This window comes from Streptomyces sp. NPDC030991 (assembly GCF_055571235.1).
In genome coordinates, this window is record NZ_JBVIFR010000015.1 from 38,674 (window position 1) to 63,010 (window position 24,337).

The window sequence follows — 24,337 nt, forward strand, 5'->3', positions numbered from 1 at the left end:
GCAGGTGGGCGCAGCCCCTCTCGACGGACGGCCCTACCTGCGTGAACTGCGGCTCGACACGCACCCGGCCGGTCGAACCGGGTCCCCGGGAGGGCATTGCCGCGATCTGCTCCGCTCGACCGGTATCCACAACTGGGAGACGGTCTCCGCGCCGACCTCCACGGGCTGCGTCCGCAGAAGCTCAGGACCGGGTCGGCTCCCGTACGGGTTCGAGGGGAACCACTGCGTGAACACGTCCCGCCACAGCCCCTGGAGGGCGCTCGGATAGGGCCCGTGGTTGTCGAAGACCGCCCAGGTCCCGGCCGGCACGTCGAGGGCGTCGAACGCCTCGGCGGTCGCCTCGGGCCCGGTCACCACGCCGATCCAGTAGTCCGCGTCGGCGCCCTCCGCCCGGTTTTCGGTCAGGTACACCGCCGCCGACAGGATGCCTTCCGGCTCCTGCCCGGCCAGATCCTTCATGCGGGCGATCGTCCGTTCGTCCAGGGTTTCCAGGTGCGCCGCGGCGGTCTCGTTGGCCCCGTCGTGCACGAGCGGGACCCGGGCCTTCCTGCCGACGAAGCGGAACGGCCCCTTCTCGACGATCCGGTACCGGATCGTCGTACGTCCCTCGATGACGACACGGAAGGACATGCGGGGTTGTGCCGTCAGGACCGCGCCCGTGCAGCGGGCCTCTCCCGGTCCGATGCCGTGCACCGACCGGAACGCCCGGGCGAAGGCCTCGCCCGAGCCGTATCCGTACCGCACCGCGACATCGAGCAACGTCCGCTCCCCGGCCAGGACGTCGGCCGCGGCGAGCGTCATCCGTCGGCGCCGCACGTAGACCGGGAGCGGCATTCCGGCGAGGGTGAGAAACAGCCGCCGGAAGTGGTACTCGGACACCGCGGCGATCCGCGCCACCTCGGCGATGTCGACCTCACGGCTGCCCCGGTCGAGGCATGCCTCCAGGTGGTCCAGCGCCTGATTCACCCGCTCCAGCACGCGCACCCGTCCTTTCCGGCTCGTGCCTCTCTTGTGCCTGCCTCTGCGGTAGCCACGCGCTACGCAGCCGCGGCCGTCACCGGCTCCGCGGTCCCGGGCGCCGGCCGGACGGTCATGACGCACATGCTCGACGAGCCGCCCCAGGGCGTCATCCGGGGGAGCAACTACCGTTACGTGCGGCGGACTTCACGACCGTCAGGTCGCCACTGCCCGAGTGAGACAGGCCCCGAGCTTCCCCGCCCGACGAAACCGGCGCGGGAATGGTCGGGTGGGAAGCCCGGGCGCTCCCTGAGGCTGATGCCATGACCGATATCGAGGGAGTGTGTGAGCCACGGTTCGCGGCGGTAGGCGCGGCCCTGTCGGCTTCGCTGAGGAAGGACGACGTGGGCGCCTCGGTCGCCGTCTACCTCGACGGTGAGCCGGTGGTCGACATCTGGGGCGGGTACGCCGACGCGGACCGCTCGGTCAGCTGGGGGCGTTCCATCCTCACCTGCGTGAACTCGACGACCAAGAACATGACGGCCTTGTGCGCGCTCGCCCTGGCCGACCGGGGCCGACTCGATCTGTCCGCGCCGGTCACCGCCTACTGGCCCGAGTTCGGCGCGGCCGGCAAGCAGAACGTGCTCGTGCGGCACGTGCTGTCCCATACCGCCGGGTTGCCGGACCTGCCCGGACTGACCACGGTCGAGGAGCTCTACGACTGGCAGGGCGTGACGACACGGCTGGCCGCGCAGGCCCCCGAGTGGGAACCCGGAACGGCCGCCGGATATCACGCGCTCACCTTCGGATTCCTGGTCGGTGAGATCGTCCGCCGCGTCACCGGCCGCAGCATCGGCGAGTTCTTCGCCGAGGAAGTGGCCGAGCCGCTGGGCGCGGACTTCCACATCGGTCTCTCCGCCGAGCACGACCACCGCGTCGCACCGCTCATCCCGCCACCGTCACTGACCGACGCCTACGCCTCCGGCGCACCGCCCGGACCGGACGGCGCGCGCCGGGAGCACACCGGTGCCGCGGTCCGGGTCAGGGACGTCAACTCCGTGGCCTGGCGTCGTGCGCAGCTCCCCGCGGTGAACGGCTACGGCAACGCGCGGTCCGTCGCGCTCGTCCAGTCAGTACTGGCCAACCGGGGTGCGGCCGGCGGGGTACGCCTGTTGTCCCCCCAGGGCTGTGAGCCCGCGTGGCAGGAGGTGTTCCGCGGCGAGGACCGCGTCCTGCGGTCTCCGATGTCCTGGACCGTGGGCTTCGGCAAGTTCGGCAGCACCTTCGGTTGGGGCGGTTGGGGCGGCTCCCTGGTCGCGAGCGACCCCGAATCTCGCCTGACAGTGGCCTACGTCATGAACCAGATGCTGGACCGGGACCGGCAGGAGGACCACCGCGGCATGGGGATCATCATGGCCGCATACGACGGACTGCGGTGACAACCCGGGGGAAGGGGGCAGCTTCGAAGAGCCGTGCCGTGCGGCCCCCGATGCGCCCCCGTGTCTGCCGGGTGAAGCGGGACCAGTCACTCGATGACCTTGGGTGTAGGTCGGTGACCTGCGGGATACCTGCTCCTCATGGAAATTCTGGCAGTGCTGCGCGATGCTGACCGGTCCCTGACACAGCGGGTGGGCTGCGGCATCCCGCCGGGCTTCGGCAAGGTGCTGTCGGCGGTGGAGGAGGCGGCCGAGAGTACGAAACTGTGGTGGGGAGCGGCCGCCGTGATGGCATGTGTGGGCGGGCGGCGCGGCCGTAAGGCGGCGGTCAGCGGGATCGCCGCCCTCTCCGTGGCGCAGCTGCTTGCCAACGGAGTGGGCAAGCAGCTGACCGACCGGCCCCGGCCGCCCAAGGAGTGGTTCCCGCACGACGAGGCCGACGACCGGCCCGACTCCTCGTCCTTCCCCTCCGGGCACACCGCCGCCGCGGTGGCCTTCACCGCGGCGGTCACGCCCATGTGGCCGACGGCCGGCGCCGTGTGCGCGGTGCCGGCCGCCTTGGTGGCCCTTGAGCGGGTGCAAAGCGGGGCCCACTACCCGAGCGACGTTGCTGCCGGCGGCGCCATCGGTGTGGCCGCCGCTTGGCTCACTCGCCTGGCTCCGCGCGTGATCCTGCGCCACTGGCTCTGAAGGCCGCCCGCACGTCAGGCGATGTTCGTCCGGCGTGGCAAGGGCGGCCTCTGGGACCCGGCGGACGCGGTGGCGGCGCGCGCGGCTCTGGCCGCCGGGGCATGACCGCATCACCCAGCTGCGGTTTCGCCCCCGAGTTCACTCTGGCCGCGGGCCCTTCGCGTGCCGGACAGCTCACTTATCGAAGCAATGGGCAACATCTGGTCCGTACCAGCATCTTGACGCCCCCTTAGTTCACTCCTTAAATCAACAGGCGAAACGTTTTCACCTCCCCCACCTCGGGCCGGTCCCTCACTGCCCCGGAAGGACTGAGACGTGACCTCCCATCGCCTGCTTCGCAGATGCCTGTTCGCCGCCTTGTCCGCCACGCTGGTCGCATCCGCCGCGACCGGCGTGGCCCACGCGGAACCATCGGATGTCGCCGCCGCCGCGGTGACGTTCTCCGACACCTTCGACGGCGCCGCCGGGAGTGCGGTCAACTCGTCGAAATGGACGCTGGAGACCGGTGACAACGTCAACAACCACGAGCGCCAGTACTACACGTCCGGCACCAACAACGCCGCCCTGGACGGCCAGGGACACCTGGTGATCACGGCCAAGAAGGAGAACCCGTCCAACTACCAGTGCTGGTACGGCACGTGCCAGTACACGTCGGCCCGGCTGAACACCTCGGGGAAGTTCAGCGCCCAGTACGGGCACGTCGAGGCGCGCATGAAGATCCCGCGGGGGCAGGGCATGTGGCCTGCCTTCTGGATGCTTGGCACGGACATCGGGTCGGTCGGCTGGCCCAACTCGGGTGAGATCGACGTGATGGAGAACGTCGGCTTCGAGCCCTCGGCCGTCCACGGCACCCTCCACGGCCCCGGCTACTCCGGATCGGCGGGTGTAGGCGCCGCCTACACCCTGCCCGGCGGCCAGGTCTTCGCGGATGCGTTCCACACCTTCGCTGTCGACTGGGCGCCCAACTCGATCAAGTGGTCGGTCGACGGCGTCGTCTACCAGACGCGCACGCCCGCGGACGTGAGTGGCAAGACCTGGGCCTTCAACAAGCCGTTCTTCCTGATCCTCAACCTGGCAGTCGGCGGCTACTGGCCGGGTGACCCCAACAGCTCCACGGTCTTCCCCGCCCAACTGGTGGTGGACTCGGTGTCGGTGACCACGAGCGACGCACCCGCCGGCGGCGCGATCAGGGGCCTTGCGGGCAAGTGCGTCGACGTCGCCGGTGCGAACTCCGCCAACGGCACCCCAGTACAGCTCTACGACTGCAACGGCTCCTCGGCGCAGAAATGGACCGTGGGCTCCGACGGCACGATCCGCGCGCTCGGCAAGTGCCTGGACGTGACCGCCGGCGGCACCGCGGACGGCACCACGGTCCAGCTCTACGACTGCAACGGGACGGCCGCGCAGAAATGGGCGGTCAGCTCGGCGAACGACATCGTCAACCCGCAAGCCGACAAGTGCCTGGACGTGACCGGAAACAGTTCGGCCAACGGCACTCGGCTCCAGATCTGGACCTGCTCGGGCGGCGCCAACCAGAAGTGGACCGTCGGCTGACCCGCTGACCCGCTGACCCGCTGACCCGCTGACCCGCTGACCCGCTGACCCGCTGACCCGCACGGCTAAGTAGGCGCGCGGGCGTGACGGGCCTCCTGGGGCAGGTGGCTTTGCATGACCGGCCGACGGGGTGAGGGGTTCGGCCCCGTCGCTGTCGCCCAGGATCTGGCGGATCCGCTCGGGCGAGGGATGAGGGAGGCGCCCCTCTCTCAAGGGGTGAGACCTCCGCGATCTACGGTGCGCCGCGCCACGTCGCGCAGCTTGAGGTTCTTCTCCTGTGAGTACCGGCGCAGGACGTCGAAGGCCTGTTGTTCGTTCAGATCGTGGCCGGCCATGATCAGGCCCATTGCTTCGCCGATGAGGCCCCGGGTCTCCACGGCTTGTCCCAGCTGGTCCTGTTCGCGGGCGGCGGCGAAGGCGACGGCCGCATGGGAGCCGAGCAGCCACCCGGCGGTCTCGCAGTCCTCGGTGAACACCCCGGGCACTGTGGAATACAGGTTGAGGGCGCCCAAGTCCTCGTCATGGGTGTAGAGGAGGAAGCCCATCATGCTGCCGATGCCCAGTTCCCTGGCCTCAGGGGCGTACTGCGGCCAGCGGGTGCTTTCGGTGGTCATGTCGCGCACGCGGAAGACGGGATGGCCGAGCCGAGCGGCATCGAAGCAGGGCCCTTCGCCCAAGCGCTCCTGCAGATGATCGCTCTCGGAGACGAGCCGGTCGGTGGGGGCCAGTGAGAGGCCCTTGCCGTTCTTGAGCCAGAGAACGCCTGCCGATTCGCAGCCAGGGATGAGCTTGACGGCGGCCGAGGTGATCGCGGCCAGGGTCGCGTCGCTGTTCTCTTTGTCCTCCAGCTCGCGGGCCATCACTGCCAGCTGCACTGCGAAGTCCCGCCAGTCCATGGTGTGTCTCTCTCTCGGTGCCGCAGGCCGACACACTTCCAGGGTTTCACGAGGCTCAGGAACGAGCGCAGTCTCCCAGAAGAGAGGGGAACCGGCCACGCAGAACCGCAGGATCCTTTGACAGCATCCGCAGCCCCCGGTTCCAGCCGTCTGCGTCTGCACCGATCGGCGCCCGCGCGCAGTCCCGCGGCCGGGCGAGGCGGCGCGCCCTTCGCCGGGCGGACGCCCGCGGATGCGAATGGTTGCCGCGCGACGCGAAGGGGCAGCCCCCAGCATCTGGGGGCTGCCCCTTCGCGTCGCGCGGTGCGCGTCAGTGCTTGCCGATGTCCTTCGCCTTTTCCTTGGCCTGGCGGGCGTCGCCCTTCATCTGCTGGGCGCGGCCTTCGGTGGTGAGGCGTTCGTTGCCCACAGCGCGTCCGGCGGTCTCCTTGGCGGCGCCGGCAGCCTGGTCGGTCTTGGCCTTGGCCTTCTCGTTGGCAGTCATGTCCGCTCACGCTCCTCTGGCATCGACAACGTGCGTGCACTCTCCGCTTGGCCTGTCAGCGGTGAGGCAAACATGGCCCCCACCCGCAGATCACTTTCTGATCCAGGGTGGACGTGGGCATTTCGCAGTGCGGCGGGGCCCTCTTCGGCGCGGGTTACGCGCTGAAGGCACTGTGGTGGATTGCGGTCATCGTGCTGGTGGTCCGGCTGCCTGGTGGTCCGGCTGCCTGGTGGTCCGGCTGCTCGACCTCGTGATCAGGCCCGCCGCCGCGAGTGCCCGTAGTATGAGGGTCGGCGAGCGCTGGACAACGCCGGCATGACCTCGGTCTCGTCGGTGAAGTCGAGGCCGCCCCCGAAGGAGACGACGGCCACCCGCTCCTGCTGGGTCGTGTCGAGGCTTTGTCTGTCGGGGACCCATCCGCAGTCCCTTTTAGCCGCTTCCGACGCCATGACCAGTAGGTACTCCGCTAGGTACTCCGCGGCCACCGTTCGTTTCCCACCGCAGCAGGCAAGTCGGCGCATACCGTCACGGCAAGGCTCCGCGCGCTCGGCCGGGCGAGCGGGGGAGTGGGGCTGGAAGTGTCGGGCAGGCGGAGGAGAACGAAAGACACGCGAGCCGTGTCTGCGTGTGCAGGGAGAGAGGATCCACGTGGCCATGAGTGTTGCTGAAGCATTGGGGACGTCTGAAGCCTTGGACCACGACGTCAGCTGCGCAGAGGCGCGGTCCAAGGTCCGCTCGGTGCTGGCGGAGGTGTGCCGCGCGCTGCCCCCGGCCCAGGCGCAGCGCCTGCGTGACGACGCACTGCTCGTGGTCAGCGAGCTGACGGCCAACGCCCTCCTGCACGCGGGCGGCGTCACTCGCTTCACCGCCCGCGTGACAGGGGGTGAGCTCCGGCTGCGGGTCAGCGACGCCAGCCGCGCCGAGCCACAGTGCCTGCCGACGATCCGCGGCCTGCCCGGTGGCTACGGCTGGAAGGTGGTCCAGCGCCTGTGCTCCAGCGTGCACGTCGACGTGGGACCGGAAGGCAAGACGATCACCGCGACGTTGGCACTGCCCTGACCGGCCCCGCCTCACGCGGTCCCCGTTCGCCTATGAGAATCTGCCGGTCATCAGGTGTGCCCACCGCACGTCGGGGTAGCGGTGGGGCCAGACAGGAACCGGCGGAACAGGGGCGGGACGTATGAACACCGTGGCACTCCACGACCAGAGGCATCTGACGACCGGGACGGTCCGGGAGTCTTTGATCGAGCGTGCTTACACGGATCCGGCATCGATCGCGCCGAAGGATGCCCGTGAGGTCGGTCGGCACTTCTTCGACCGGCTCACCCAGCTCGAAGAGGGCACGCGCGAGTACAGCTACGTGCGCAACGTGCTGATCGAGATGAACCTCTCCCTGGTGCAGTACGCCGCTTCCCGGTTCAAGCACCGTGGCCCGCAGGAGATGGAGGACATCGTCCAGGTGGGCACGATCGGCCTGATCAAGGCGATCGACCGGTTCGAGCTGACCCGCGAGGTCGAGTTCACCTCCTTCGCGGTGCCGTACATCACGGGGGAGATCAAGCGGTTCTTCCGTGACACGTCCTGGGCCGTGCATGTGCCGCGCCGCCTTCAGGAGGCGCGGATCGAGCTGTCCAAGGCCACCGAGGAGCTGCGTACCCGCCTGGGCCGTTCCCCCTCCACCGCCGAGCTGGCGGAGCTGATGCAGCTGGAGCCGGCCGAGGTCGCCGAGGCGCAGCGGGCCTCCAACGGCTACAACAGCGTCTCCCTGGACGCGGCCGTCAACGGCAAGGACGACGAGTCCGACACGATGCTCGCCGACTTCATCGGCATCGACGAGGACCGCTTCGAACTCGTGGAGAACTTCCACTCCCTCGCGCCGCTCATCGCCGACCTCGACGAGCGTGACCGCCGCCTGATCCACCTCCGCTTCGTCGAGGAGCGCACCCAGCAGCAGATCGGTGAGGAGCTCGGCTGCTCGCAGATGCACGTCTCCCGCCTGATCACCCGCGTCATCGGCAAGCTCCGTACGGGACTGCTCACCACCGAATAACCGGCCGGGCCCTGCCTTCTCGGCCACCCTCCTGCACCGCGTTCGCTCTGTCGTCCCTTCCTGGGGGCGACAGGGGCGATCCGTTCAGACGCCTGCTGCTCCGGACCTGACCCGCCCTGTCCGCGTCGCACCGCGATCTGACCGCCGCTCGGCAGCACCGGGTCATCGACGCGCTCACCGAGCAGCGCGGCCTTCGCCGGAGCAACGAGGATGCCGCCGGCCTTGCTGATCTCCTCTTGACGTGCACCGTTGCCGTCTCTAGCCTCATTGCGCTCAGGTGATCAGCATGGTGCGGAACCGGGCATGGGGTGGGGATAGAAGTCAATGACCTGGTACTTCAAGGCGCTCAGAAACTACTTCGGATTCCGCGGTCGAGCGAGCCGCAAGGAGTACTGAAGGAGTACTGGGTGTACATGCTGATCAACCTTGCGATCCTGTACGCGTTGTGGGGTCTCGGTACTGCTCTTGATCAGCCCTCGTACTGCTTCCTCTACGCCCTGGCAGTCGTGATTCCCACGGTTGCAGTCGGCGTCCGCCGTCTTCATGACGCCGGCCTCAGCGGCTGGTTCATGCTGCTCACCCTGGCGCCTCCGGCGGGGATCGCTCTCATCGTCCTCCTTGCCAAGGAAAGCAAGCCGGAGATCAGCACCTACGCTCCTGGCCCCAATGCGACATGGACTACACCGCCCCCAGCGGGAAGCTGAAGCTGCCGCTGAAACCAACAGGCGCGCGCGGCGTGCTTTCTCTCGTCCCCTGCGACGCCGCAGTGGCACGTCTATGGCCGGTGTCTCCAACAACCTCTCCGAGGTCCGCCTCAAATTCCTCGCCAGCCTGGCAGCGACCAGCACCCCGGCGGCGGAGCCCACCGACTGGCTCAGCTGAACGGCCGCCCCGGCGTCAGGGGCGGCCCGGCCGCCGGTGAACCGTAGGACGTGGTGCGGGACTTACTGACCCGGGGTCAGCGCGGTCCGCGCCAGTTCGCGCAGCCAGGTGTGGGCGGGGTCGGTGTCGTAGCGCTGATGCCATGACAGGTAGATCGGCGCCGGTGGCAGTTCGAGTGGCAGGGGGAGTACCACCAGGCCGAGGTCCGCGACGGCGGAGCGTGTGGTGACGTCGGGGACGGTGACCAGGAGATCGGAGCCGCGGGCGAACTCGAACGCGGCGGCCTCGGTGGGTGCGGTCGCCACTACGTGACGGGTGAGGCCGAGCCGCGTGAGAGCGTCGTCGAGGGTGTTGCTGAGGCTTCCGCGGCGCGAGACGGTGATGTGCTCGGCGGCGGCGTACTGCTCGGCGGTACAGGACCTGGAGCGGGCGAGGGGGTGCCCCTGCGCGGCGACGATCACGTGGCGGGTCTCGCCCACCTTTTCGGAACGGACATCCGGTGCGCTGGGGAGGTTCGCGTTGGCTTCCAGGTCGACCTCGCCGCGCCGCAACTCGGGTGTGTCGGTGCTCGATTCCGCGAGGAAGCGCAACCGCACGCCCGGCGCCTGTCCGCGTACGGCCGCGAGCAGCGCGGGTCCGCTCAGAGCAAGTAGGGAGTCGTGCCAGCGGAGTGAGAAGGTGCGCTCCAGTGTCGCCAGATCGAGTTCACGGCTCGGGGCCAGCACTCCCTGGACTTGGCGCAGCAGCTCGTGCACCTGTTGCCGGACGGCGATCGCGTAGGGGGTCGGCGTCATCGTGCGGCCGGTGCGCACCAGGATCTGGTCCCCGGTCGTGCGCCGGATCCGGCCCAGACTCCGGCTCATCGCGGGGGCCGTGACGTTCAGGCGTGCGGCCGCCCCGGTCACGCTTCCTTCTTCCAGCAGCGCGTCGAGCGCGGCGAGCAGATTCAAATCCAGTTGCATGACAGTCAATCTAGCCTTGCTTTGCATGCATTTGAAGTTAATGCCTGGGCTCTCTATCGTCGAGGCAAGAGAGCGCACGACGGCACCGCACCCGCACAGCTCGGCCCGACCGGCCTCATCCCTCCTCCTCCACACCGGAGCACTCCCATGTCCGAAACGCCTCAGACCGCTGACCTTCCCGCTTCCGACGCCGCCCTGCTCGCTCAGACCGTGCTCGCTGTCCGTGCGGCCGGTTCGGCGCTGCGCGAACTCTTCGGAGACGTGGTCCGCCACCGGACCCGCGAAGAGCTCATGCACGCGCTCGCCGTCAACGACGACACGGCCCTCGGCATCCTGCGCCCCCGCCTGACCGACCTGCGTCCGCAGGCCCGCTGGGTGGAGGAGGAACTCGACGGGGGCGCTCTGCCGGCCGGCGAGTGGTGGGTGGTGGACCCGGCCGAGGGCAACATCAACCACCTGCACGCGCTGCCGGAATGGGCGGTGACCGCCACCCTCGTGCGCGACAACCAGGCGGTCCTCACCGCGGTCCACCTGCCGCTGACCGGCGAGACCTACACCGCGCTCGCAGGCGGCGGAGCCCACCTCGACGACCGGCCCCTGCACGTCTCCGGTACCGACAGCCTGTCCCTGAGCCTCGTGGCCACCAGCCAGGCCCGGCCCGACGAGGACGAGCAGGTCGTCCGCCGCGTCGGCTCCTCGATCACCGCGATGCTCTTCGACGCGCTCGTCGTCCGCACCGCCGTGCCCGCGACCCTGCACCTGCTGCACGTGGCCGCCGGCCGCATGGACGCCTTCTGGCAGTTCGCCGGTGCCCGCGCGGATCTGCTGCCCGGGGCGCTGCTCGTCACCGAGGCCGGCGGGCGGATCTCCGACGCCGAAGGCCGCCCCTGGAGCCCCGCGAGCGAAAGCTTCCTGGCCGCCGCACCCGGCGTCCACAGCGAAGCCGTCACCACCCTGTCCCGCTGACCAGGTAGCACGACCTACCGCAGCGTCACGACCCGTACGAACAGCTGCATGACCCGTGCGAGCAGCTTCACGACCTATACGAGCAGCATCACGACCTGCAGACCTGCAAAGCACTGGAAGGGCCACACCACCATGACCACGATCGCAGTCCTCGGAAACGGCCGTGTCGGCGGCAACCTCGCCGATGCCCTCACCCGGGCAGGGCACGAGGTGACGGCGGTGGGCCGCGCACACGGGGTCGCCGCCGCTGCTGCCCGGTCCGCGCAGATCATCATCAACGCCACCCCGGGCGAGAACTCCCTGGAGAGGCTCGCCGCCCTGCGCGACGAACTGCGGGAAAAAATCCTCGTCGATGTCGCCAACGCCACCACCGACGGACCGGACGGTCTGCCCGCCGACCTGCTTTACCCCGGTTCCAGCCTCGCCGAGAAACTCCAGGAAGCACTGCCCGAAACGCGTGTGGTGAAGACGCTCAACACCATGCTCTTTCCCGTGATGACCGCGCCCGCCAACCTCACGCAGCCTCCCAGTGTCTTTCTCTCCGGCGAGGACACGGGAGCCAAGCAGGCCGTCCGTGAACTGCTCGTGGACCTCAGCTGGCGCACGGAGTGGATCATCGATCTCGGCGGGATCCGGACCGCGCGTGCCACCGAGGCAGCGGTCCTGTTCGTTCCGCACGTGATCCGGTCCAGGGGCTTCTTGCCCTTCGCGATCTCGGTCGCCGTCTGACGGGGGCAGCCCCTGAGTCTGCCCATCAGTCCCTCGGTGCCGCGGGCGCGGCAACGGGGAGGAGCAAGTCACGGGTCTCCCCGGGCCGGACGGTGACGGTGCGGTCCGGCAGTTCGATGGTGAGAGGGGAGCGGTCCGAGGCGGGGACGCTGATGTGCACACGGTCCGGAAGCATCCGCAGCCGTACGCCCCAGTGGCCTTGGTACCGGAGCGTGAATCCGAAGGTGGATCCGGTCAGTTCCGGAAGCGGAGCCGGGTCCAGCCACAGGGCCTCGCCCCGCGTCTGCAGTCCGGTCAGCCCGCGCTGGACCAGATCCACGGTCCCGGCCATGGCTCCGAGGTGAATGCCCTCCGCGGTGGTGCCCCCCTGAATATCCGCGACGTCTCCGACCAGTGCCTCGTGGGCGTATCTCCAGGCGTCGGCGCGGCGGGCCCGTGCGAGCACCCAGCCGTGCACGAGCCCGCTCAAGGTGGAGCCGTGACTGGTGCGGCGCAGGTAATGGTCGACCGTACGCTGCCATACCGTTTCGTCCAGGTGGTACCCCAACTGGCGGAAAAGCGCGCTGAGTTCGGCAGGGGGGAAGAGGTAGCCCAGCATCAGGACGTCGGCCTGCTTGGATGCCTGGTAACGGTTGACGCTGTCGCCCTCGGCCTCCAGGAGCCGGTCCAGGCGGCGGATGTCCTCGTACTTGCGCGTGTACGCCTCCCAGTCCAGCTCGGCGAGGTGCTCGTAGCCGGCGAACTGGCTGATCACCCCGGAGTGGAACGGGACGTGGAGCGAGTGCGACACGTCCCGCCACAGCTCCGCCTCCCCGCTGTCGAATCCGATCCGTTCCGTGAGCTCTCGTCGACGGGGTTCGGGGAGAAGGTCGAGCAGGTCGAGTGCGCGGGTAAGTACCCAGGCGGCGGTGACGTTGGTGTACGCGTTGTCGTCGATGCCCGGCCGGTCCGAGTCCGGGTACGCGTCGTGGTACTCGTCCGGGCCTACCACGCCACGGATCCGGTAGCGGCCGAGCTCCTCGTCGTACGCGGCCCTGTCCGCCCAGAACCGGGCGATCTGCAGCAGCATCTCGGCGCCCTTGGTGTGCAGGAAGTCGGCGTCGCCGGTGGCCTCCCAGTAACGCCAGACGTTGTAGGCGACCGCCGAGCCGACATGGTGCTGGAGATGGGTGTGGTCGGGCAGCCAGCGCCCTGAGTTCGGGTTGAGGTGCAGACGCTGGGTCTCCTCCCGGCCGTCGCTGCCGCTCTGCCACGGGTACATGGCGCCCAGGTGGCCGGCGTCCTGAGCGGAGCGGCAGGCGCGCTCCAGGCGGCGGTGCCGGTACGTGAGCAGCGCGCGCGAGACCTCGGGAAAGTGCAGGTTCAGGTAGGGCAGCACGAACAGTTCGTCCCAGAAGACGTGACCTCGGTACGCCTCCCCGTGCAGACCGCGTGCGGGCACGCCCACGTCCAGCTCGGCGGTGTGCGGGGAGAGCGTCTGCAGGACGTGGAAGAGGTGCAGCCGCAGAATGCGGCCCGCCTCGCCCGGCACATCCAGTTCGGCCCGGCGCCGAAGCTGGTCCCACGCGGTGAGGTGGGATTCGAGCAGGTCGTCGAAGGAAGGTGCCTGTCGTACCCGGTCGACGGCAGCTTGCAGTGGGTCGCTGATCGCGGGGTCGCGGGAGGTATGAAGGGCGACGATCTTGTCCACGGTCGTGGTCCGGCCGGGTCGCATCGGGAGGTACAGCAACTGCGCCGCGTGTACGCCGGCGTGGTGACCGTAGGTGCGCGTGGCGTCTGCGGACGTGGTGTGGGCCGCGAGCGCCACGCTGACATCGGAGGTGCGCGTCCGGCAACGTAGCCATGTGAGGTCGGACCCGGCCGTACCACTGTGGCCGTGGACGAGATGTCGGCCGGCCAGGTCACGGTAGCGGGGCACGCCCGCGTTCTGCACCGCCCCGTCCAGCGCGGCCTCCACCTCCAGCTCACCTGTGCAGTTGTCGGTGCTGAACTCCGTGCGCAACGCCGCCAGGTGGGGGTCCGCCATGTGTACGAGGCGCACTTGTCGCAGGCTCACATGGCGACCGACGTTGTCCTCGTACGTCGTCCGGCGCTCCAGCAGACCGCTGTTGACGAGGAGGGTCTGATGATGCTCCAGGACCCGGGCGGTGTCCGGGTGCAACCAGGGCCCGGCTCCGTTCTCGTCGCGGTAACGGAAGCGCAACGGCAACCAGTTGGGAAGGTTGACCAGGTCCTCGTTCCCGATGCGGCGGTCGACCACAGTGGAGGTGAGGCGGTCGTAACACCCGGCGACGTACGTACCTGGATAGTGGAGTTCGTCCGCAGCGCACTCGGGCCAGGCGCCACGCGTCGCGAAGTATCCGTTGCCCAGGGTGCACAGAGACTCCCGCAACCGTTCATCTGCGGGTGCGTACCCCTCGTACGGCCACGTCCAGTCCGTCACCGGAGGGCTCCTTTCACGAGCAGTTCGCGGGGGCCCGGCGCCATCAGATCGGCGCCGTGGAACGGGAGTTCGCCGGTGCGCTCGCGTCCGGCAGTCCGTGCAGCGTGTCGCGTCCCGCACGGTCGCAGGAGGGACCGAACGGCCTCTTCGAGACCCGGGAAGCCCTATTGCGACCGCTCGATGCGCGGAGTGCGGTGCGCCGCCCAGCAGGTCGACGCGCGCGATCACGTCACCGTCGGCGAGTGCGTACCCAGCTGCGAACCTTCCGGCCCACCCGCACTCTGTCCTGCGCCCCCTGGCCGAGCCCGGTCATGGGGTGACAGTGTGGCTGTCGCGTCCGGTGAAGGTGAAACAGGGGAGGGCGGTGCCGTCCTGCCATGCTGTGGCCCGGGCCGGGTCGGGGCCGAGACGGGATGCGGCCGGGGAGTGGCTCGGACGATGAGACGGGTTCTACCGTAGGGAACAGGGACAGCAGACGCGAAATCGTGGCCGGACCGCACCTGAGGGGAGTGGCGTGGGCGAGAGCGTGTCGCAAGGCGGGGCGGTTCCGAAGCTGCGTCTGGATGAGCTTCTGGACGAGCTGCAGATGCGGGTCAACAGCATGCGTGGCACCCGGGACCGGGTGCACACCCTCCTGGAGGTCGTGCTCTCCGTCGGCAGGGGACTGGATCTGCCCCAGGTCCTCAGAAGAATCGTCGAGGCGGCGATCGTCCTGGTCGACGCCGAGTACGGTGCTCTCGGCGTGATAGGTGCTCAACAGAGACTGGCGGAATTCATCACCGTCGGGATAGACGACGAACGGCGGGCGCGGATAGGCGATTTGCCCGAAGGCCACGGGATTCTGGGGGAGCTGATCCAGCACCCCGAACCGCTCCGGCTCGGGGAGATCTCCTCCCACCCCGCGTCCTACGGCTTTCCTGAGCACCATCCGCCGATGCACTCGTTCCTCGGCGTGCCCATACGGGTGCGCGACGAGGTGTTCGGGAATCTGTATCTCACCGAGAAGCGAGGCGCGAAGGAGTTCGACGCCGAGGACGAATCCGTCCTGTCGACCCTGGCGGTCGCGGCGGGCGTGGCCATCGAGAACGCTCGGTTGTACGCGGAGACGCGCATGCGTGAGCAGTGGCTGTCCGCCAGCGGAGAAGTGACCAGCGGGCTGTTGAAGGGGCTTCCCCATATCGACGTGCTCCGGCTGATCGTGGAGCGGGCCCAGCGGCTCGTCTCCGGAGATCTGGGGGTGGTGGCCCTGCCCGAAGAGGGGCAGCCCGGATTGCGCGTGGCGTTCGCAACAGGACAAGAGGCCGAGATCTATCAGGAGCGGTGGCTGTCGTCCGAGAACGGGTTGGTGGGTGACGCGTACACGCAGGCGCGGACCGGCGTCTGCGGCGAGCTGGGGCACGAGGCGCGAGGCGACGAAGCGGGGCGTCTGTGGGCCGGTCTCGGCCCTGCGGTTGCCGTGCCGGTGGGAGAGCAGGGATCGGTTCGCGGAGTGTTGCTGCTCGCGAGGCGTTCCGGGGGGCCGGAGTTCGTCGAAACCGAAGTCGGGCCGTTGATCGGCTTCGCCGACCAGGCGGCTCTCGCGATGGAACTTGCGGACCGACGCAAGGACGCCGAACAGATCGCCCTGCTCGAGGACCGGGACCGGATCGCCAGAGACCTGCATGACCTCGCCATACAGCGTTTGTTCGCCACCGGCATGACGTTGCAGAGCGCGGAACGTCTGGCCAAGGAGCCGGCGGTCGCCGAACGCCTCTCGCGCGCGGTCGACGACCTCGACACCACCATAAAGGTCATCAGGACGACCATTTTCGGGCTGCGGGACCACGAGCAAGGACTCGGCCGATCGGGGCTGCGGGCCAAGGCGTCGGCCGCTGTGGAGTCGGCCGCGTCGACGCTCGGTTTCCTGCCCGCGCTGCGGCTGGAGGGACTGGTGGACACGGACGTGCCCGCGGACGTGGGTACGCACGCGATGGCCGTCCTGGGCGAAGCGCTGAGCAACGTCACCCGCCACGCCGCAGCGACGGCCGTCGACGTCCACATCGCTGTCAAGGCGGGGCAGTTGACGTTGACGGTGGTCGACAACGGCCGGGGGATCCCCGACGGGGCTCGCCACAGCGGGTTGTCGAACTTGCGGGAGAGAGCGCTCGGCCTGCACGGACGGTTCGTGGTGGAGCAGCCGCCGATGGGCGGAACGAGACTGATCTGGCAGGTACCGGTGACCGATCACGAGAGGCGTGAGGACCGCTGAGTTCCTGGAGCTACCGGCCCGGAGGAGTCGTGCTCGTTCTCGACGTGAAGGAACCCCCGCGTCGGTAGTCGGGGTGTGACGGCACCGTCGGGCCCGTACCCGACGCGGATGAGCATGTGTGGATAGCCGAGATCACGGTTCGCTGTGTGCAGAAGGGCGCGGAGATCGGGCCATTCCAGGGCCTGATGCAGTACGGAGGTGCGCAGCCCATGTGCTGTGGCGACAAGGAGAACGTGCTGCAGGGCCTGGCCGGAACGGATCCAGTCGGCGCGACGGTCATGACCCGAGTGGAGCACGGCAATCATGGGCGTACGCTCGAACGGCTGTGTGGAGAGTGATTCCTCCTGGCGTCGGGCGCTGAACTCCCTCATCGGCAGGCGCTCGAAGGAGTCCTGGGGGCCGAGAGACGTGGGAGGTATCCCCTGACCGGTGTCGTTCGCGCCGAGGAGGATGGCCCATCGGCGGCTCTCCGTGGCACGCGCGGCGTCGAGGTGGCCGCGTCGCTCCGCTTCAGCGGTGATGCGCAGGAGGCGGGCGGTGGCGTCGGGGGCGGGAAGGTCGAGCGCGGCCCCTTCGCTGTGTGCGGCATCGGCGAGCTCGCGGAGCACCGGGCCGGGCGGATGCTTCCCGGAGAAGGGGAAACGGCTGCTGTGCCTGCGCCAGATGGCGTCGTACAAGCGGGGGTTGTCGCCGACATGGCGAGGGCTGCCCGCTGTGATCCGTACCGCGGCGAGAAGGCCCGGAGATTCCGGGTCCGGAAGGACTCGGTGTACGGGTGTCCAACCGAAGTGGGTCACCGCGAGGCGCAAATTGAACAGCGCCGCGCCCGCCGCGAGGTGCAGACCACGCCCCTGTGGGTCCTCCTCGGGCAAGCCGCGCTCGGGGACGGCATGGATCTCCACCGACAACGTGCTCGGCACGAAGCGGAACCGCCAGGGCTGGGTGTTGTGCATCGACGGCGCCGCAACGGCGGCCGAGAGCAGCTTCTCCAGTGCTGCCGCGTCCATGTGCGCGGAGACCATCGCCATCGCCTCCTTCCTGGACTGGATCGAACAGGTCCAGCCTGCGCCGCGGCGAGCCCTGCCCCCAGGGGCCGTTGGGCCCGCGCTCGGGGCCGAGCGGGCATCGCGCGCCGGCCGGACGACTGTCAGCCGGGGGCGGGCGTGTGCAGATGGGAGGCGATGACAGCTGCCTGGACTCGGCGATGTACACCCAGTTTGGTCAGCAGCCGCGAGATGTTGTTCTTGACGGTCTTCTCCGACAGATAGAGACGTTTGCCGATCTCGCGGTTCGTGAGGCCTGCGCCGATCAGGTTCAGGATGTCCCGCTCCCGCTCCGACAGGCCTTGGACATGGGCGGGCTCCTTGACCGACGCTTCCTGCGGGGCTCGCAGGGAGTGCATGAGCCGTGCGGTCGTGGCCGGGTCGAGCAGGGATTCTCCTGCCGCGACGGCGCGCACGGCGGAGACGAGATCCGCTCCCCTGATCTGCTTCAGTACGTAGCCCGAGGCACCTGCCATGATCGCGTCGAGGAGCGCGTCCTCGTCGTCGAAGGACGTCAGCATGAGACACGACGTCTCCGGGACGGACGAGCGGAGTTCGCGACAGACGGTGATGCCGTCACTGTCCGGGAGGCGGACGTCGAGGACGGCGACATCGGCGCGCAACGCGGGCGCCCGGACCAGCGCTTCCCGTGCGGTGCCTGCCTCGCCGACCACGATGATGTCGGGTTCGGCGCTCAGAAAGTCGGCCAGGCCTCGTCGAACCACCTCGTGGTCGTCGAGAAGGAAGACCGTGATCGGACGTTCCGCGGAGAATTGACGTTCCGTGTCGGCCATTTTCATTCCTCGCAAGGGCGACTGTTCGAGCGGGCGCGGGCCCTCTCGATCCTCGTCCGCCCGGCCGCTGCCCGGAAGGGCTGAACGTCCCTTATTCGCATCGGAGTTGTGCCTGTTCGCCTTTCGAAGGTGCCTGGCCGGCTACTCCCGCCCCTGTCGAGGAACTGGCACGTTCTTCCTCGAAGAGCCCGGCGATTCGGCATCGGGCGAGGGGGTGTCCCGTGGTGAAGGCAAGTCGGCAAGGGTTGTGCAAGAAGGTGCGGCTGTGGCGCTGGAGGTCGAATCCGCTGCGACGCCGCGGCGACGTGGTGGAAGCCTGGGTGGTACTGGCGATGTGGGTCGGCGTCCTTGTGGGAGGCTCGCTCGTGGGTACGGCAGCGGCCGCCTCCTCGTATGCGCGTACGGCGAGGGAACGGGTGGAACGGCATCCCGTGGGCGCGACGCTGAGCGGAAACGCCCCGGCGGGGAGTTCCGTCACTTCCCGGGGAACCGCGGCCGAGAAGGTGCGAGCGCAGGTGAAGTGGGTCTCGAACAGGGGGACCATGAGCGCGGGATCGGCTCTGGTCGAGCCAGGTACGGTCAAGGGCGCCAGGGTGGAGGTGTGGCTGACTGCCGACGGGGACCTGGCTGCTGAACCCCTTGGCGCAGGGCGGGCGCGCTTCGAAGCGGGGCTCGCAGGTGTCGGAGCCGACCTCGCCTCGAGTGCTCTGGTGCTGGGCCTGGGGCAGCTCGCTCGATGGCGTCTGATGAGGCGGCGGCTGGCCACATGGGGCGTTGACTGGGAGCGTACGGGGCCGCAATGGGGCCGGACGACCAGCTGACGGCCTCCGTGTCGAGGAGAGTGTCGTCTCCTTGGGCAGCCGCGGGAAAGTTCACCCGCCCGCCAGGGCGTCATCGTGGGCTGCCGCTCCCGTGCGGGGCGTACAGATCGAGCAGACGGGTGCGGGCCGACTGCAGACGGTGGGCGAGGACGTGGCCCACCCAGTCCGACAGGGCTTGTCCGAACGCCGGGTGGGTGGTGCACATCGAGCGCACGGCGGTCGCGTCGAACTCCCACAGGCGCACCGGGGTCGCCGCCTCGGCGCCCAACTGCCACGTGTGCGGCGTGAGCAGCCAGGACCAGCCGACGAGTTCGCCGTGCCCGAGGGTCTCGATGACGGCGGCCTTGCTGCCGGGGATGTGCATGTCGAGGGCGACGGTGCCGGTACGCACGATCCAGAAGCGGTCGGCGTGCCTGCCTTCCTCGAACAGCCGCGTGCCCACGTCGACGTTGACCTCGCGGGCGATGCGCATGAGCCGTTCCTGGTGTTCCTGCGCGAGAGCCATGCGCAGGCTGGTGGTGGAGGTCATTGCTTCGTCTCCTCTCGCTCCTCGCGTACACGCTCACCTTGCAAGCGGACCGCGAGCTCGTCGTGCGGAGCCGCCGCCGAACCCAGCACGGCTGTCTCAGGGCTGTCGCTCATGGGCGCCTCCCCGGGCTGCTGCTCTCTCAAGACCACCCTTGTTCGGTGGAGGCGGTCGCGCCATGGGCTGCCCGACCCCGGGGAAGGGACCTTCGGCCCGGAGATCTCCTGGGGCGCCCGTGCCGCGGAGGTCACTGAGGAAGAGCGTCCGCGATCTCGTCGGCCCAGGCATCGATCGCATGCCAGTCCCGGTGGTCGCCGTAGCGGCCTCCGCAGCTCTTGAAGGCCGCGCGGCCGAGCCGGCCCAGGTGGCTGGGGCGGATCACCCCGGAGAAGCGGCGGTACCCGGTCGGTCCGGCCAGTTCGATCAACCGGGCGACGGCTGGTTGCTCAGTGCGTTCGGCCAGGCGCCGCAGAGGTCCTGGCAGCGCACCGGTCAAGCCGACGCTGAACATCCAGACGGGCAGGTCGGTCAGGTCGTCATGGTGCTGTCGCACGAACGCGGAGGCGGCCGGCAGCCAAGCACCGTTGTGCACGGCACTGCCGATGACCATCGCGGTGCAGCCCTGCCGTGAGAAGGCCTTGCCCACGGGCAGGACTTCGATCAATGTCCGGCGCAGGGCGAGACGGGCGGCGATCCGCTCGGCCACGTCCTGGGTCGAGCCGTGTTCGCTCGCATAGCTGATGAGTACCGACACGATAGCGCCACCTTCATACGTTCGCGGATGCGGGAGGCAGGCCCGGGCGTCGAGTGTGCCCCGGCTCCTGAGGTGCTGCCGGGACGGGGACAGCGATCACGGGCACGGTGGCGTACCGCAGGCACGCACGGCCCACTTCACCGACCGCGGGCACGTCCCAGCTGCGCGGGCCCTTGGTCCCCAGAGCGAGAAGGCAGGCGTGCTGAGCCTGCCGGAGGAGCACGCGGGAAGCGGGCCCCTCCGCGAGGAGGGTGCGCACGGGCACGTCCCGGTGGCGATCGGTGACCGCCCCGACCGCCGTGGCCAGGGTTCGAACCGCCCGGCCGCGCTCCTCGGCGGCGGTCGGACGTCCGGACGCCGGGGCGTAGGGGGCGTAACCACGTCCGGGTCGCTCCCATGCGTGCACAGCGACCACCGTGGCGTGCAGGTCCGATGCCTGCTCGACGGCCCAGCGCAGGGCTTCGACCGATGCCTGGGAACCGTCGACCCCCACCACGATGCGGCGGGTCGGGGGCGTATCGGAGTCGGAGTGGGTCATCGAGATCCCTCCTCGGATTCCGTGGTGGTGCGGGATTGTGCGACGGGCGGTGGACCGGGGCACGTCAGCCCCGGTGGATCCAGTCCTCCGTGATGCCGTGCAGGGCCTGCTCGTCGGGGCGCAGATGGGAGTCGTCCAGACGGTAGGTCAATTTGTCGACGACACCGACGACGCCGTCCATACGGCTCGTCATGCGGGTCGCGATGGCTATCTCGCTGAGCCGCTCCAGTTGCCCGTCGAGCGTGACGATGCCTTCGTGCACGTCCACCGAGACGAGCCGGGGAGCGAGCCACAAGGTGCGCACCAGTACTTCGTCGATCACACTGCGGCGGATCTCCGCGTCGGGCCGGAGGAACACCTTGAGGAGGTCGCCGCGGGTCACGATCCCGACGAGCCTGCCCTCCGCGTCCACCACGGGCAGACGCTCCACCCGGTGTTCGGCCATCGTGCGTGCCGCCTCGGAGACGGTCGATTCCGCGCGCACCGTGATGGCGGGAGTGGACATCAGAGCACCCGCCGTACGCGCCTCTGCCCTGACGGCGGCTTTGCGGCGGGCCCGGCTCAGCCGACTCCACCTGGAAAGACGGGTGCCGGGCTCGCGTCGCTCGGCCTGGTGGAGCATCAGGTCCGTTTCCGAGAGGACGCCGATGACCCTGTCGTCCTCGTCGGTGACCGGGAGTCCGCTGATGCGGTGCTCCGCGAGGAGCCCGGCCACCTCCTTGAAGGGGGTCGCGTAGTGGGCGACGACCACTTCGTCGACCATCACGTCGCCGGTCCTGAGGTGCTTCATGAGGTCCCTCCTCGGTCGTACGGAGCGCGAGGCGCGCTGTTGGTCAGCGCAGTCGGCGCAGGTAGGGGTCGTGGGCCTGGCGAGGTTCGACGCGGATACGGACGTCGAGTGCGGCGATACCGCGCGGGCCGGACAGGACCGGATCGAGGTCGGCGTCGACCACCTGCGGCAGGTCGCAGGCCATGCGGGACAGCCGGTGCAGGAGCAGCTCCAGGCCGTCGAGGTCGGCCGTCGGCGCACCGGCGTAGCCGAAGAGAAGAGGCGCGCACCGTGGCGCAATGATCAGATCGTGCACGTCGCGGTCGCCGAGCGGGGCCAGCCGGGCCGCGTGGTCGGCGAGGAGTTCCGTCGCCGTACCGCCGGCGCCGAAGACGATCAGCGGTCCGAAGACCTCGTCCTGCACGATCCCGGCGAAGAGCTCGGTGCCGCGGTCCGCAAGGGGCTGGATCACGACGCCGGCCATCAGGTCGCCGAAGCGCAGCTCCAAGTCGCGGTGGGCGGAGCGGACTTGCCGGGCGCCATGGAGGTCGAGGTGGAGGGCGTGCTGCTTGCTCTTGTGGAGCAGGCCGGGCCAATGGGCCTTCATCACGACGCGCCCGTCGGGGCCTGCGAGGCGCTCGGCCGCCGCGACCGCTTCGTCCTCGTCGCGAGCCCACGCCCATGGGATCTGGGGGATGCGGTAGTGGGCGAGCAGGGCGGCGGTCGTCCGTGGATCGAGCCAGCCGCCGTCCGGGTGGTCGGCCACGAACGCGTCGACGATCGTGCGCGCTGCCTGCGTGTCGATGCCGGTGAGTTTCGGAGAGGTATCCGGCTGGCGGGCGAGCCACTGGGCCCGGGAGGCGGCGTGGGCGAGTGCGTGGGCGGCGTCCCGCGCTTCGCTGTACGCGGGCACGGTGCCGCGGAGCAGTTCGACGCGGGCCGCTTGCGCCGGCAGCACCGCCACGACCGGCCGCGGCAGTCGGGCGGCGACGCGGGTGAGGACGCGCGGCAGGTCGTCGCCGGTCGCCGTGGCCACCGCGGTGGGGACGAGGAGGACCAGGACGGCGTCGACCGCGCCGTGTGCGGCCAACCGCTCGATGGTGGCGCCGAGTTGCTGCTCATCCACCACGGGTGTGGTGTCCACCGGATTGGTGGCGCTCGCTCCGTCCGGTAGACCTGAGAGCAGCTCGTCGATCAGGTTCATGCCGAGTTCGGGTACGGTCAGTCCGGCTTCCTCGCAGGCGTCGGCGGCCAGTACGGCGGCGCCGCCCGCGTTGCTGACGATCGCGACCTTCGAGCCGGTGGGGAGCGGCTGCGAGTGCAACAGGGCCGCGGTGTCGAGCAGTTCACCGATGGTACGTGTGGCCGTCACTCCCGCCTGGGTGAACAGAGCCTGCCGGGTCATCGTGCGGGTCGCGGCGGCCGCGGTGTGCGAGGCGGCGGCCCGCCGCCCCGCGGTGGAGCGCCCGGCGTCCACGGTGAGGACGGGCATGGTGCGCGCCACGCGACGGGCGGTGCGGGAGAAGGCGCGCGGATTGCCGAACGACTCCAGGTGCAGCAGAGCCAGCCTCGTGCGCTGATCGCTCTCCCACCACTGGAGCATGTCATTGCCGCTGATGTCGTACTTGTCGCCGAGCGACACGAAGGTGGAGACACCGATGCCCAGCCGGTGCACTCCGTCGAGCAGGGCGATCCCGACGCCTCCGGACTGCACGGCGACACCCGCACTGCCGGGTCCGGGGTGCCGCGCGGCGAAGGTGGCGTCGAGGCCGACGCCGGGCTCGGTGTTGGCGAGGCCGAGGCAGTTGGGTCCTGTCAACCGCATTCCGTGGCGTCGGCAGGAGTCCATCAGCGCGGCTGCGGCCTTGACGTCGATCCCGGCGGATACGACGCACAAGGCCCGTACGCCGAACGTGCCGCACTCCTCGGCGACCTGGGGGACGGCGGGTGCCGGTACGGCGATCACGGCAAGGTCCGGCACCAACGGCAGGGCCGAGATCGTGCGACAGGCGCGGATGCCCAGGACGGTCAGCGACTCGGGGTGCACGGCGAGCAGGCGCCCGGTGAAAGAACCGGTGCGCAAGTTGCGCAGCACGGCCCGCCCGACGGAGCCGGGCTTACGGCCCGCTCCGACGACGACGACCGACCGAGGCCGCAGCAGGGGGCGCAGACTCGCCACATCAGCGATGCCCGCCCGGGCGTCGACCGCGTCGAAGTAGTCCTCACCCGTGGCCAGTGAGACCGTGCAGTGGACTTCGGGGCCATCCCGGTGGCGGCCGACGTGCAGACCGAGGTCGGTGAAGACCTTGAGGACCTCATGGTTCTCGGCGAGTGCGTCCGCCGTGAATTCGGTGATGCCCGCGGTGCGGGCGGCGTCCGCCAGATGCTCCAGGAGCAGCGTGCCCACACCGCGGTGGTGCCAGGCGTCGTCGACGGCCAGCGAGACCTCGGCCGCGGTGGTGTCCGCCAGCGCCTCGTACTCGGCCAGGCCGACAAGGGAGCCGTCGTGCTCGATGGCCAGGGCCCGGTATCCCGGGCAGGTCCGGCGGGCCACACGTTCGCCGGCCCCCCGGGCACCGGCGCGGCCGGCGGAGTAGAAGCGCAACCGCAGATTGTCCGACGACATCTTCTCGTAGAAGTGCCGCACGGCGTCCTGGTCATCCGGGTCCGCACTCCGGATCCGTACGGTCGTGCCGTCGGCGAGCAGTGCGTACACCGGTGCTTCCCTGATCTCGGCCATCACGGTTCCTTCGTCACCTTCGTCGCCTTCGTCCGGGGTCGCCTCCAGCTTCCGG

General features: G+C 69.5%; 23 protein-coding genes. 11 read left to right on the forward strand and 12 right to left on the reverse strand.

The annotated features are described in order from the left end of the window. Positions 1 to 33: 33 nt before the first annotated feature. A complete protein-coding gene (locus ACZ45E_RS26340; RefSeq protein WP_468224785.1) occupies positions 34 to 978 on the reverse strand; it encodes an AraC family transcriptional regulator in 945 nt (314 codons plus the stop codon). 302 nt (positions 979 to 1,280) lie between these two features. Here ACZ45E_RS26340 and ACZ45E_RS26345 point away from each other — a divergent pair, with 302 nt between their 5' ends. The 3 genes from ACZ45E_RS26345 (at position 1,281) to ACZ45E_RS26355 (ending at position 4,637) form a co-directional block, all read left to right on the forward strand. Next, on the forward strand, positions 1,281 to 2,396 hold the full coding sequence (locus ACZ45E_RS26345) for a serine hydrolase domain-containing protein (protein WP_468224788.1): 1,116 nt from the start codon (positions 1,281 to 1,283) through the stop codon (positions 2,394 to 2,396). A gap of 138 nt (positions 2,397 to 2,534) precedes the next feature. Continuing rightward, a complete protein-coding gene (locus ACZ45E_RS26350) occupies positions 2,535 to 3,083 on the forward strand; it encodes a phosphatase PAP2 family protein (RefSeq protein ID WP_468224791.1) in 549 nt (182 codons plus the stop codon). 315 nt (positions 3,084 to 3,398) lie between these two features. Beyond that, complete coding sequence (locus ACZ45E_RS26355) at positions 3,399 to 4,637, forward strand: ricin-type beta-trefoil lectin domain protein (RefSeq protein ID WP_468224793.1); 1,239 nt, start codon at positions 3,399 to 3,401, stop codon at positions 4,635 to 4,637. Positions 4,638 to 4,846: 209 nt separating this feature from the next. Here the strand turns inward: ACZ45E_RS26355 and ACZ45E_RS26360 are convergent, their stop codons facing one another. Together ACZ45E_RS26360 and ACZ45E_RS26365 are read right to left on the reverse strand one after the other, a co-directional pair. After that, positions 4,847 to 5,533 carry a GAF and ANTAR domain-containing protein gene (locus ACZ45E_RS26360; RefSeq protein ID WP_468224796.1) on the reverse strand — a complete coding sequence of 229 codons (687 nt, stop codon included), beginning with the start codon at positions 5,531 to 5,533 and terminating at the stop codon, positions 4,847 to 4,849. A 310-nt stretch (positions 5,534 to 5,843) separates the two neighbouring features. Next, on the reverse strand, positions 5,844 to 6,017 hold the full coding sequence (locus tag ACZ45E_RS26365; protein WP_468224799.1) for a CsbD family protein: 174 nt from the start codon (positions 6,015 to 6,017) through the stop codon (positions 5,844 to 5,846). Between the two features lie 113 nt (positions 6,018 to 6,130). Here ACZ45E_RS26365 and ACZ45E_RS26370 point away from each other — a divergent pair, with 113 nt between their 5' ends. From ACZ45E_RS26370 to ACZ45E_RS26385, 4 genes are all read left to right on the forward strand, one after another. Beyond that, the gene (locus tag ACZ45E_RS26370; protein ID WP_468224802.1) at positions 6,131 to 6,271 is read left to right on the forward strand and encodes a hypothetical protein; all 141 of its coding nucleotides are present in this window, start codon (positions 6,131 to 6,133) and stop codon (positions 6,269 to 6,271) included. A 436-nt stretch (positions 6,272 to 6,707) separates the two neighbouring features. Beyond that, complete coding sequence (locus tag ACZ45E_RS26375) at positions 6,708 to 7,076, forward strand: ATP-binding protein (RefSeq protein WP_468224804.1); 369 nt, start codon at positions 6,708 to 6,710, stop codon at positions 7,074 to 7,076. A gap of 121 nt (positions 7,077 to 7,197) precedes the next feature. Continuing rightward, positions 7,198 to 8,067, forward strand: coding sequence for a SigB/SigF/SigG family RNA polymerase sigma factor (locus ACZ45E_RS26380; RefSeq protein ID WP_468224807.1), 870 nt, complete (start codon positions 7,198 to 7,200; stop codon positions 8,065 to 8,067). A 413-nt stretch (positions 8,068 to 8,480) separates the two neighbouring features. Then, positions 8,481 to 8,771, forward strand: a complete 291-nt coding sequence (locus ACZ45E_RS26385; RefSeq protein WP_468225102.1) for a DUF805 domain-containing protein — start codon at positions 8,481 to 8,483, stop codon at positions 8,769 to 8,771. A 240-nt stretch (positions 8,772 to 9,011) separates the two neighbouring features. On the opposite strand, the gene ACZ45E_RS26390 is transcribed toward ACZ45E_RS26385, so the two are convergent. Beyond that, positions 9,012 to 9,911, reverse strand: a complete 900-nt coding sequence (locus ACZ45E_RS26390) for a LysR family transcriptional regulator (RefSeq protein WP_468224810.1) — start codon at positions 9,909 to 9,911, stop codon at positions 9,012 to 9,014. 147 nt (positions 9,912 to 10,058) lie between these two features. Here ACZ45E_RS26390 and ACZ45E_RS26395 point away from each other — a divergent pair, with 147 nt between their 5' ends. After that, on the forward strand, positions 10,059 to 10,877 hold the full coding sequence (locus tag ACZ45E_RS26395) for an inositol monophosphatase family protein (RefSeq protein ID WP_468224812.1): 819 nt from the start codon (positions 10,059 to 10,061) through the stop codon (positions 10,875 to 10,877). Positions 10,878 to 11,009: 132 nt separating this feature from the next. Next, positions 11,010 to 11,606 (forward strand): NADPH-dependent F420 reductase, encoded by a 597-nt coding sequence (locus tag ACZ45E_RS26400; RefSeq protein ID WP_468225105.1) that lies wholly within the window; start codon positions 11,010 to 11,012, stop codon positions 11,604 to 11,606. A 25-nt stretch (positions 11,607 to 11,631) separates the two neighbouring features. Here ACZ45E_RS26400 and ACZ45E_RS26405 read toward each other — a convergent pair whose 3' ends face one another. Further along, the gene (locus ACZ45E_RS26405; protein ID WP_468224813.1) at positions 11,632 to 14,049 is read right to left on the reverse strand and encodes a glycoside hydrolase family 65 protein; all 2,418 of its coding nucleotides are present in this window, start codon (positions 14,047 to 14,049) and stop codon (positions 11,632 to 11,634) included. A gap of 586 nt (positions 14,050 to 14,635) precedes the next feature. Between ACZ45E_RS26405 and ACZ45E_RS26410 the strand changes: the two genes are divergently transcribed. Next, positions 14,636 to 16,297, forward strand: coding sequence for a sensor histidine kinase (locus ACZ45E_RS26410; RefSeq protein WP_468225107.1), 1,662 nt, complete (start codon positions 14,636 to 14,638; stop codon positions 16,295 to 16,297). Here ACZ45E_RS26410 and ACZ45E_RS26415 read toward each other — a convergent pair. Both ACZ45E_RS26415 and ACZ45E_RS26420 read right to left on the reverse strand, forming a co-directional pair. Beyond that, complete coding sequence (locus tag ACZ45E_RS26415; protein ID WP_468224814.1) at positions 16,273 to 17,325, reverse strand: Acg family FMN-binding oxidoreductase; 1,053 nt, start codon at positions 17,323 to 17,325, stop codon at positions 16,273 to 16,275. The genes ACZ45E_RS26410 and ACZ45E_RS26415 overlap by 25 nt on opposite strands. 119 nt (positions 17,326 to 17,444) lie before the next feature. Continuing rightward, complete coding sequence (locus ACZ45E_RS26420; protein ID WP_468224817.1) at positions 17,445 to 18,134, reverse strand: response regulator; 690 nt, start codon at positions 18,132 to 18,134, stop codon at positions 17,445 to 17,447. Between the two features lie 257 nt (positions 18,135 to 18,391). Here ACZ45E_RS26420 and ACZ45E_RS26425 point away from each other — a divergent pair, with 257 nt between their 5' ends. Then, positions 18,392 to 18,955, forward strand: a complete 564-nt coding sequence (locus ACZ45E_RS26425; RefSeq protein ID WP_468225109.1) for an Rv1733c family protein — start codon at positions 18,392 to 18,394, stop codon at positions 18,953 to 18,955. A gap of 70 nt (positions 18,956 to 19,025) precedes the next feature. Here the strand turns inward: ACZ45E_RS26425 and ACZ45E_RS26430 are convergent, their stop codons facing one another. The 5 genes from ACZ45E_RS26430 to ACZ45E_RS26450 form a co-directional block, all read right to left on the reverse strand. Beyond that, the gene (locus ACZ45E_RS26430) at positions 19,026 to 19,484 is read right to left on the reverse strand and encodes a Crp/Fnr family transcriptional regulator (protein ID WP_468224819.1); all 459 of its coding nucleotides are present in this window, start codon (positions 19,482 to 19,484) and stop codon (positions 19,026 to 19,028) included. 244 nt (positions 19,485 to 19,728) lie between these two features. After that, complete coding sequence (locus ACZ45E_RS26435; protein ID WP_468224822.1) at positions 19,729 to 20,235, reverse strand: flavodoxin domain-containing protein; 507 nt, start codon at positions 20,233 to 20,235, stop codon at positions 19,729 to 19,731. A 13-nt stretch (positions 20,236 to 20,248) separates the two neighbouring features. Further along, entirely contained in the window at positions 20,249 to 20,773 is a 525-nt protein-coding gene (locus ACZ45E_RS26440) for a universal stress protein (protein WP_468224825.1), read from the reverse strand. A 64-nt stretch (positions 20,774 to 20,837) separates the two neighbouring features. Further along, entirely contained in the window at positions 20,838 to 21,563 is a 726-nt protein-coding gene (locus ACZ45E_RS26445; protein ID WP_468224828.1) for a CBS domain-containing protein, read from the reverse strand. A gap of 43 nt (positions 21,564 to 21,606) precedes the next feature. Further along, a complete protein-coding gene (locus ACZ45E_RS26450) occupies positions 21,607 to 24,282 on the reverse strand; it encodes a bifunctional acetate--CoA ligase family protein/GNAT family N-acetyltransferase (RefSeq protein ID WP_468224830.1) in 2,676 nt (891 codons plus the stop codon). Positions 24,283 to 24,337: the final 55 nt, after the last annotated feature.

What these genes read in the sequence shown, in the direction of transcription:
- ACZ45E_RS26345 (WP_468224788.1), top strand. Translation starts at nt 1,281, where the DNA reads ATGACCGATATCGAGGGAGTGTGTGAGCCACGGTTCGCGGCGGTAGGC.
- ACZ45E_RS26350 (WP_468224791.1), top strand. Translation starts at nt 2,535, where the DNA reads ATGGAAATTCTGGCAGTGCTGCGCGATGCTGACCGGTCCCTGACACAG.
- ACZ45E_RS26360 (WP_468224796.1), bottom strand. Translation starts at nt 5,533, where the DNA reads ATGGACTGGCGGGACTTCGCAGTGCAGCTGGCAGTGATGGCCCGCGAG.
- ACZ45E_RS26365 (WP_468224799.1), bottom strand. Translation starts at nt 6,017, where the DNA reads ATGACTGCCAACGAGAAGGCCAAGGCCAAGACCGACCAGGCTGCCGGC.
- ACZ45E_RS26380 (WP_468224807.1), top strand. Translation starts at nt 7,198, where the DNA reads ATGAACACCGTGGCACTCCACGACCAGAGGCATCTGACGACCGGGACG.
- ACZ45E_RS26385 (WP_468225102.1), top strand. Translation starts at nt 8,481, where the DNA reads ATGCTGATCAACCTTGCGATCCTGTACGCGTTGTGGGGTCTCGGTACT.
- ACZ45E_RS26390 (WP_468224810.1), bottom strand. Translation starts at nt 9,911, where the DNA reads ATGCAACTGGATTTGAATCTGCTCGCCGCGCTCGACGCGCTGCTGGAA.
- ACZ45E_RS26395 (WP_468224812.1), top strand. Translation starts at nt 10,059, where the DNA reads ATGTCCGAAACGCCTCAGACCGCTGACCTTCCCGCTTCCGACGCCGCC.
- ACZ45E_RS26400 (WP_468225105.1), top strand. Translation starts at nt 11,010, where the DNA reads ATGACCACGATCGCAGTCCTCGGAAACGGCCGTGTCGGCGGCAACCTC.
- ACZ45E_RS26410 (WP_468225107.1), top strand. Translation starts at nt 14,636, where the DNA reads ATGCGGGTCAACAGCATGCGTGGCACCCGGGACCGGGTGCACACCCTC.
- ACZ45E_RS26415 (WP_468224814.1), bottom strand. Translation starts at nt 17,325, where the DNA reads ATGGCGATGGTCTCCGCGCACATGGACGCGGCAGCACTGGAGAAGCTG.
- ACZ45E_RS26420 (WP_468224817.1), bottom strand. Translation starts at nt 18,134, where the DNA reads ATGGCCGACACGGAACGTCAATTCTCCGCGGAACGTCCGATCACGGTC.
- ACZ45E_RS26430 (WP_468224819.1), bottom strand. Translation starts at nt 19,484, where the DNA reads ATGACCTCCACCACCAGCCTGCGCATGGCTCTCGCGCAGGAACACCAG.
- ACZ45E_RS26440 (WP_468224825.1), bottom strand. Translation starts at nt 20,773, where the DNA reads ATGACCCACTCCGACTCCGATACGCCCCCGACCCGCCGCATCGTGGTG.
- ACZ45E_RS26445 (WP_468224828.1), bottom strand. Translation starts at nt 21,563, where the DNA reads ATGAAGCACCTCAGGACCGGCGACGTGATGGTCGACGAAGTGGTCGTC.
- ACZ45E_RS26450 (WP_468224830.1), bottom strand. Translation starts at nt 24,282, where the DNA reads ATGGCCGAGATCAGGGAAGCACCGGTGTACGCACTGCTCGCCGACGGC.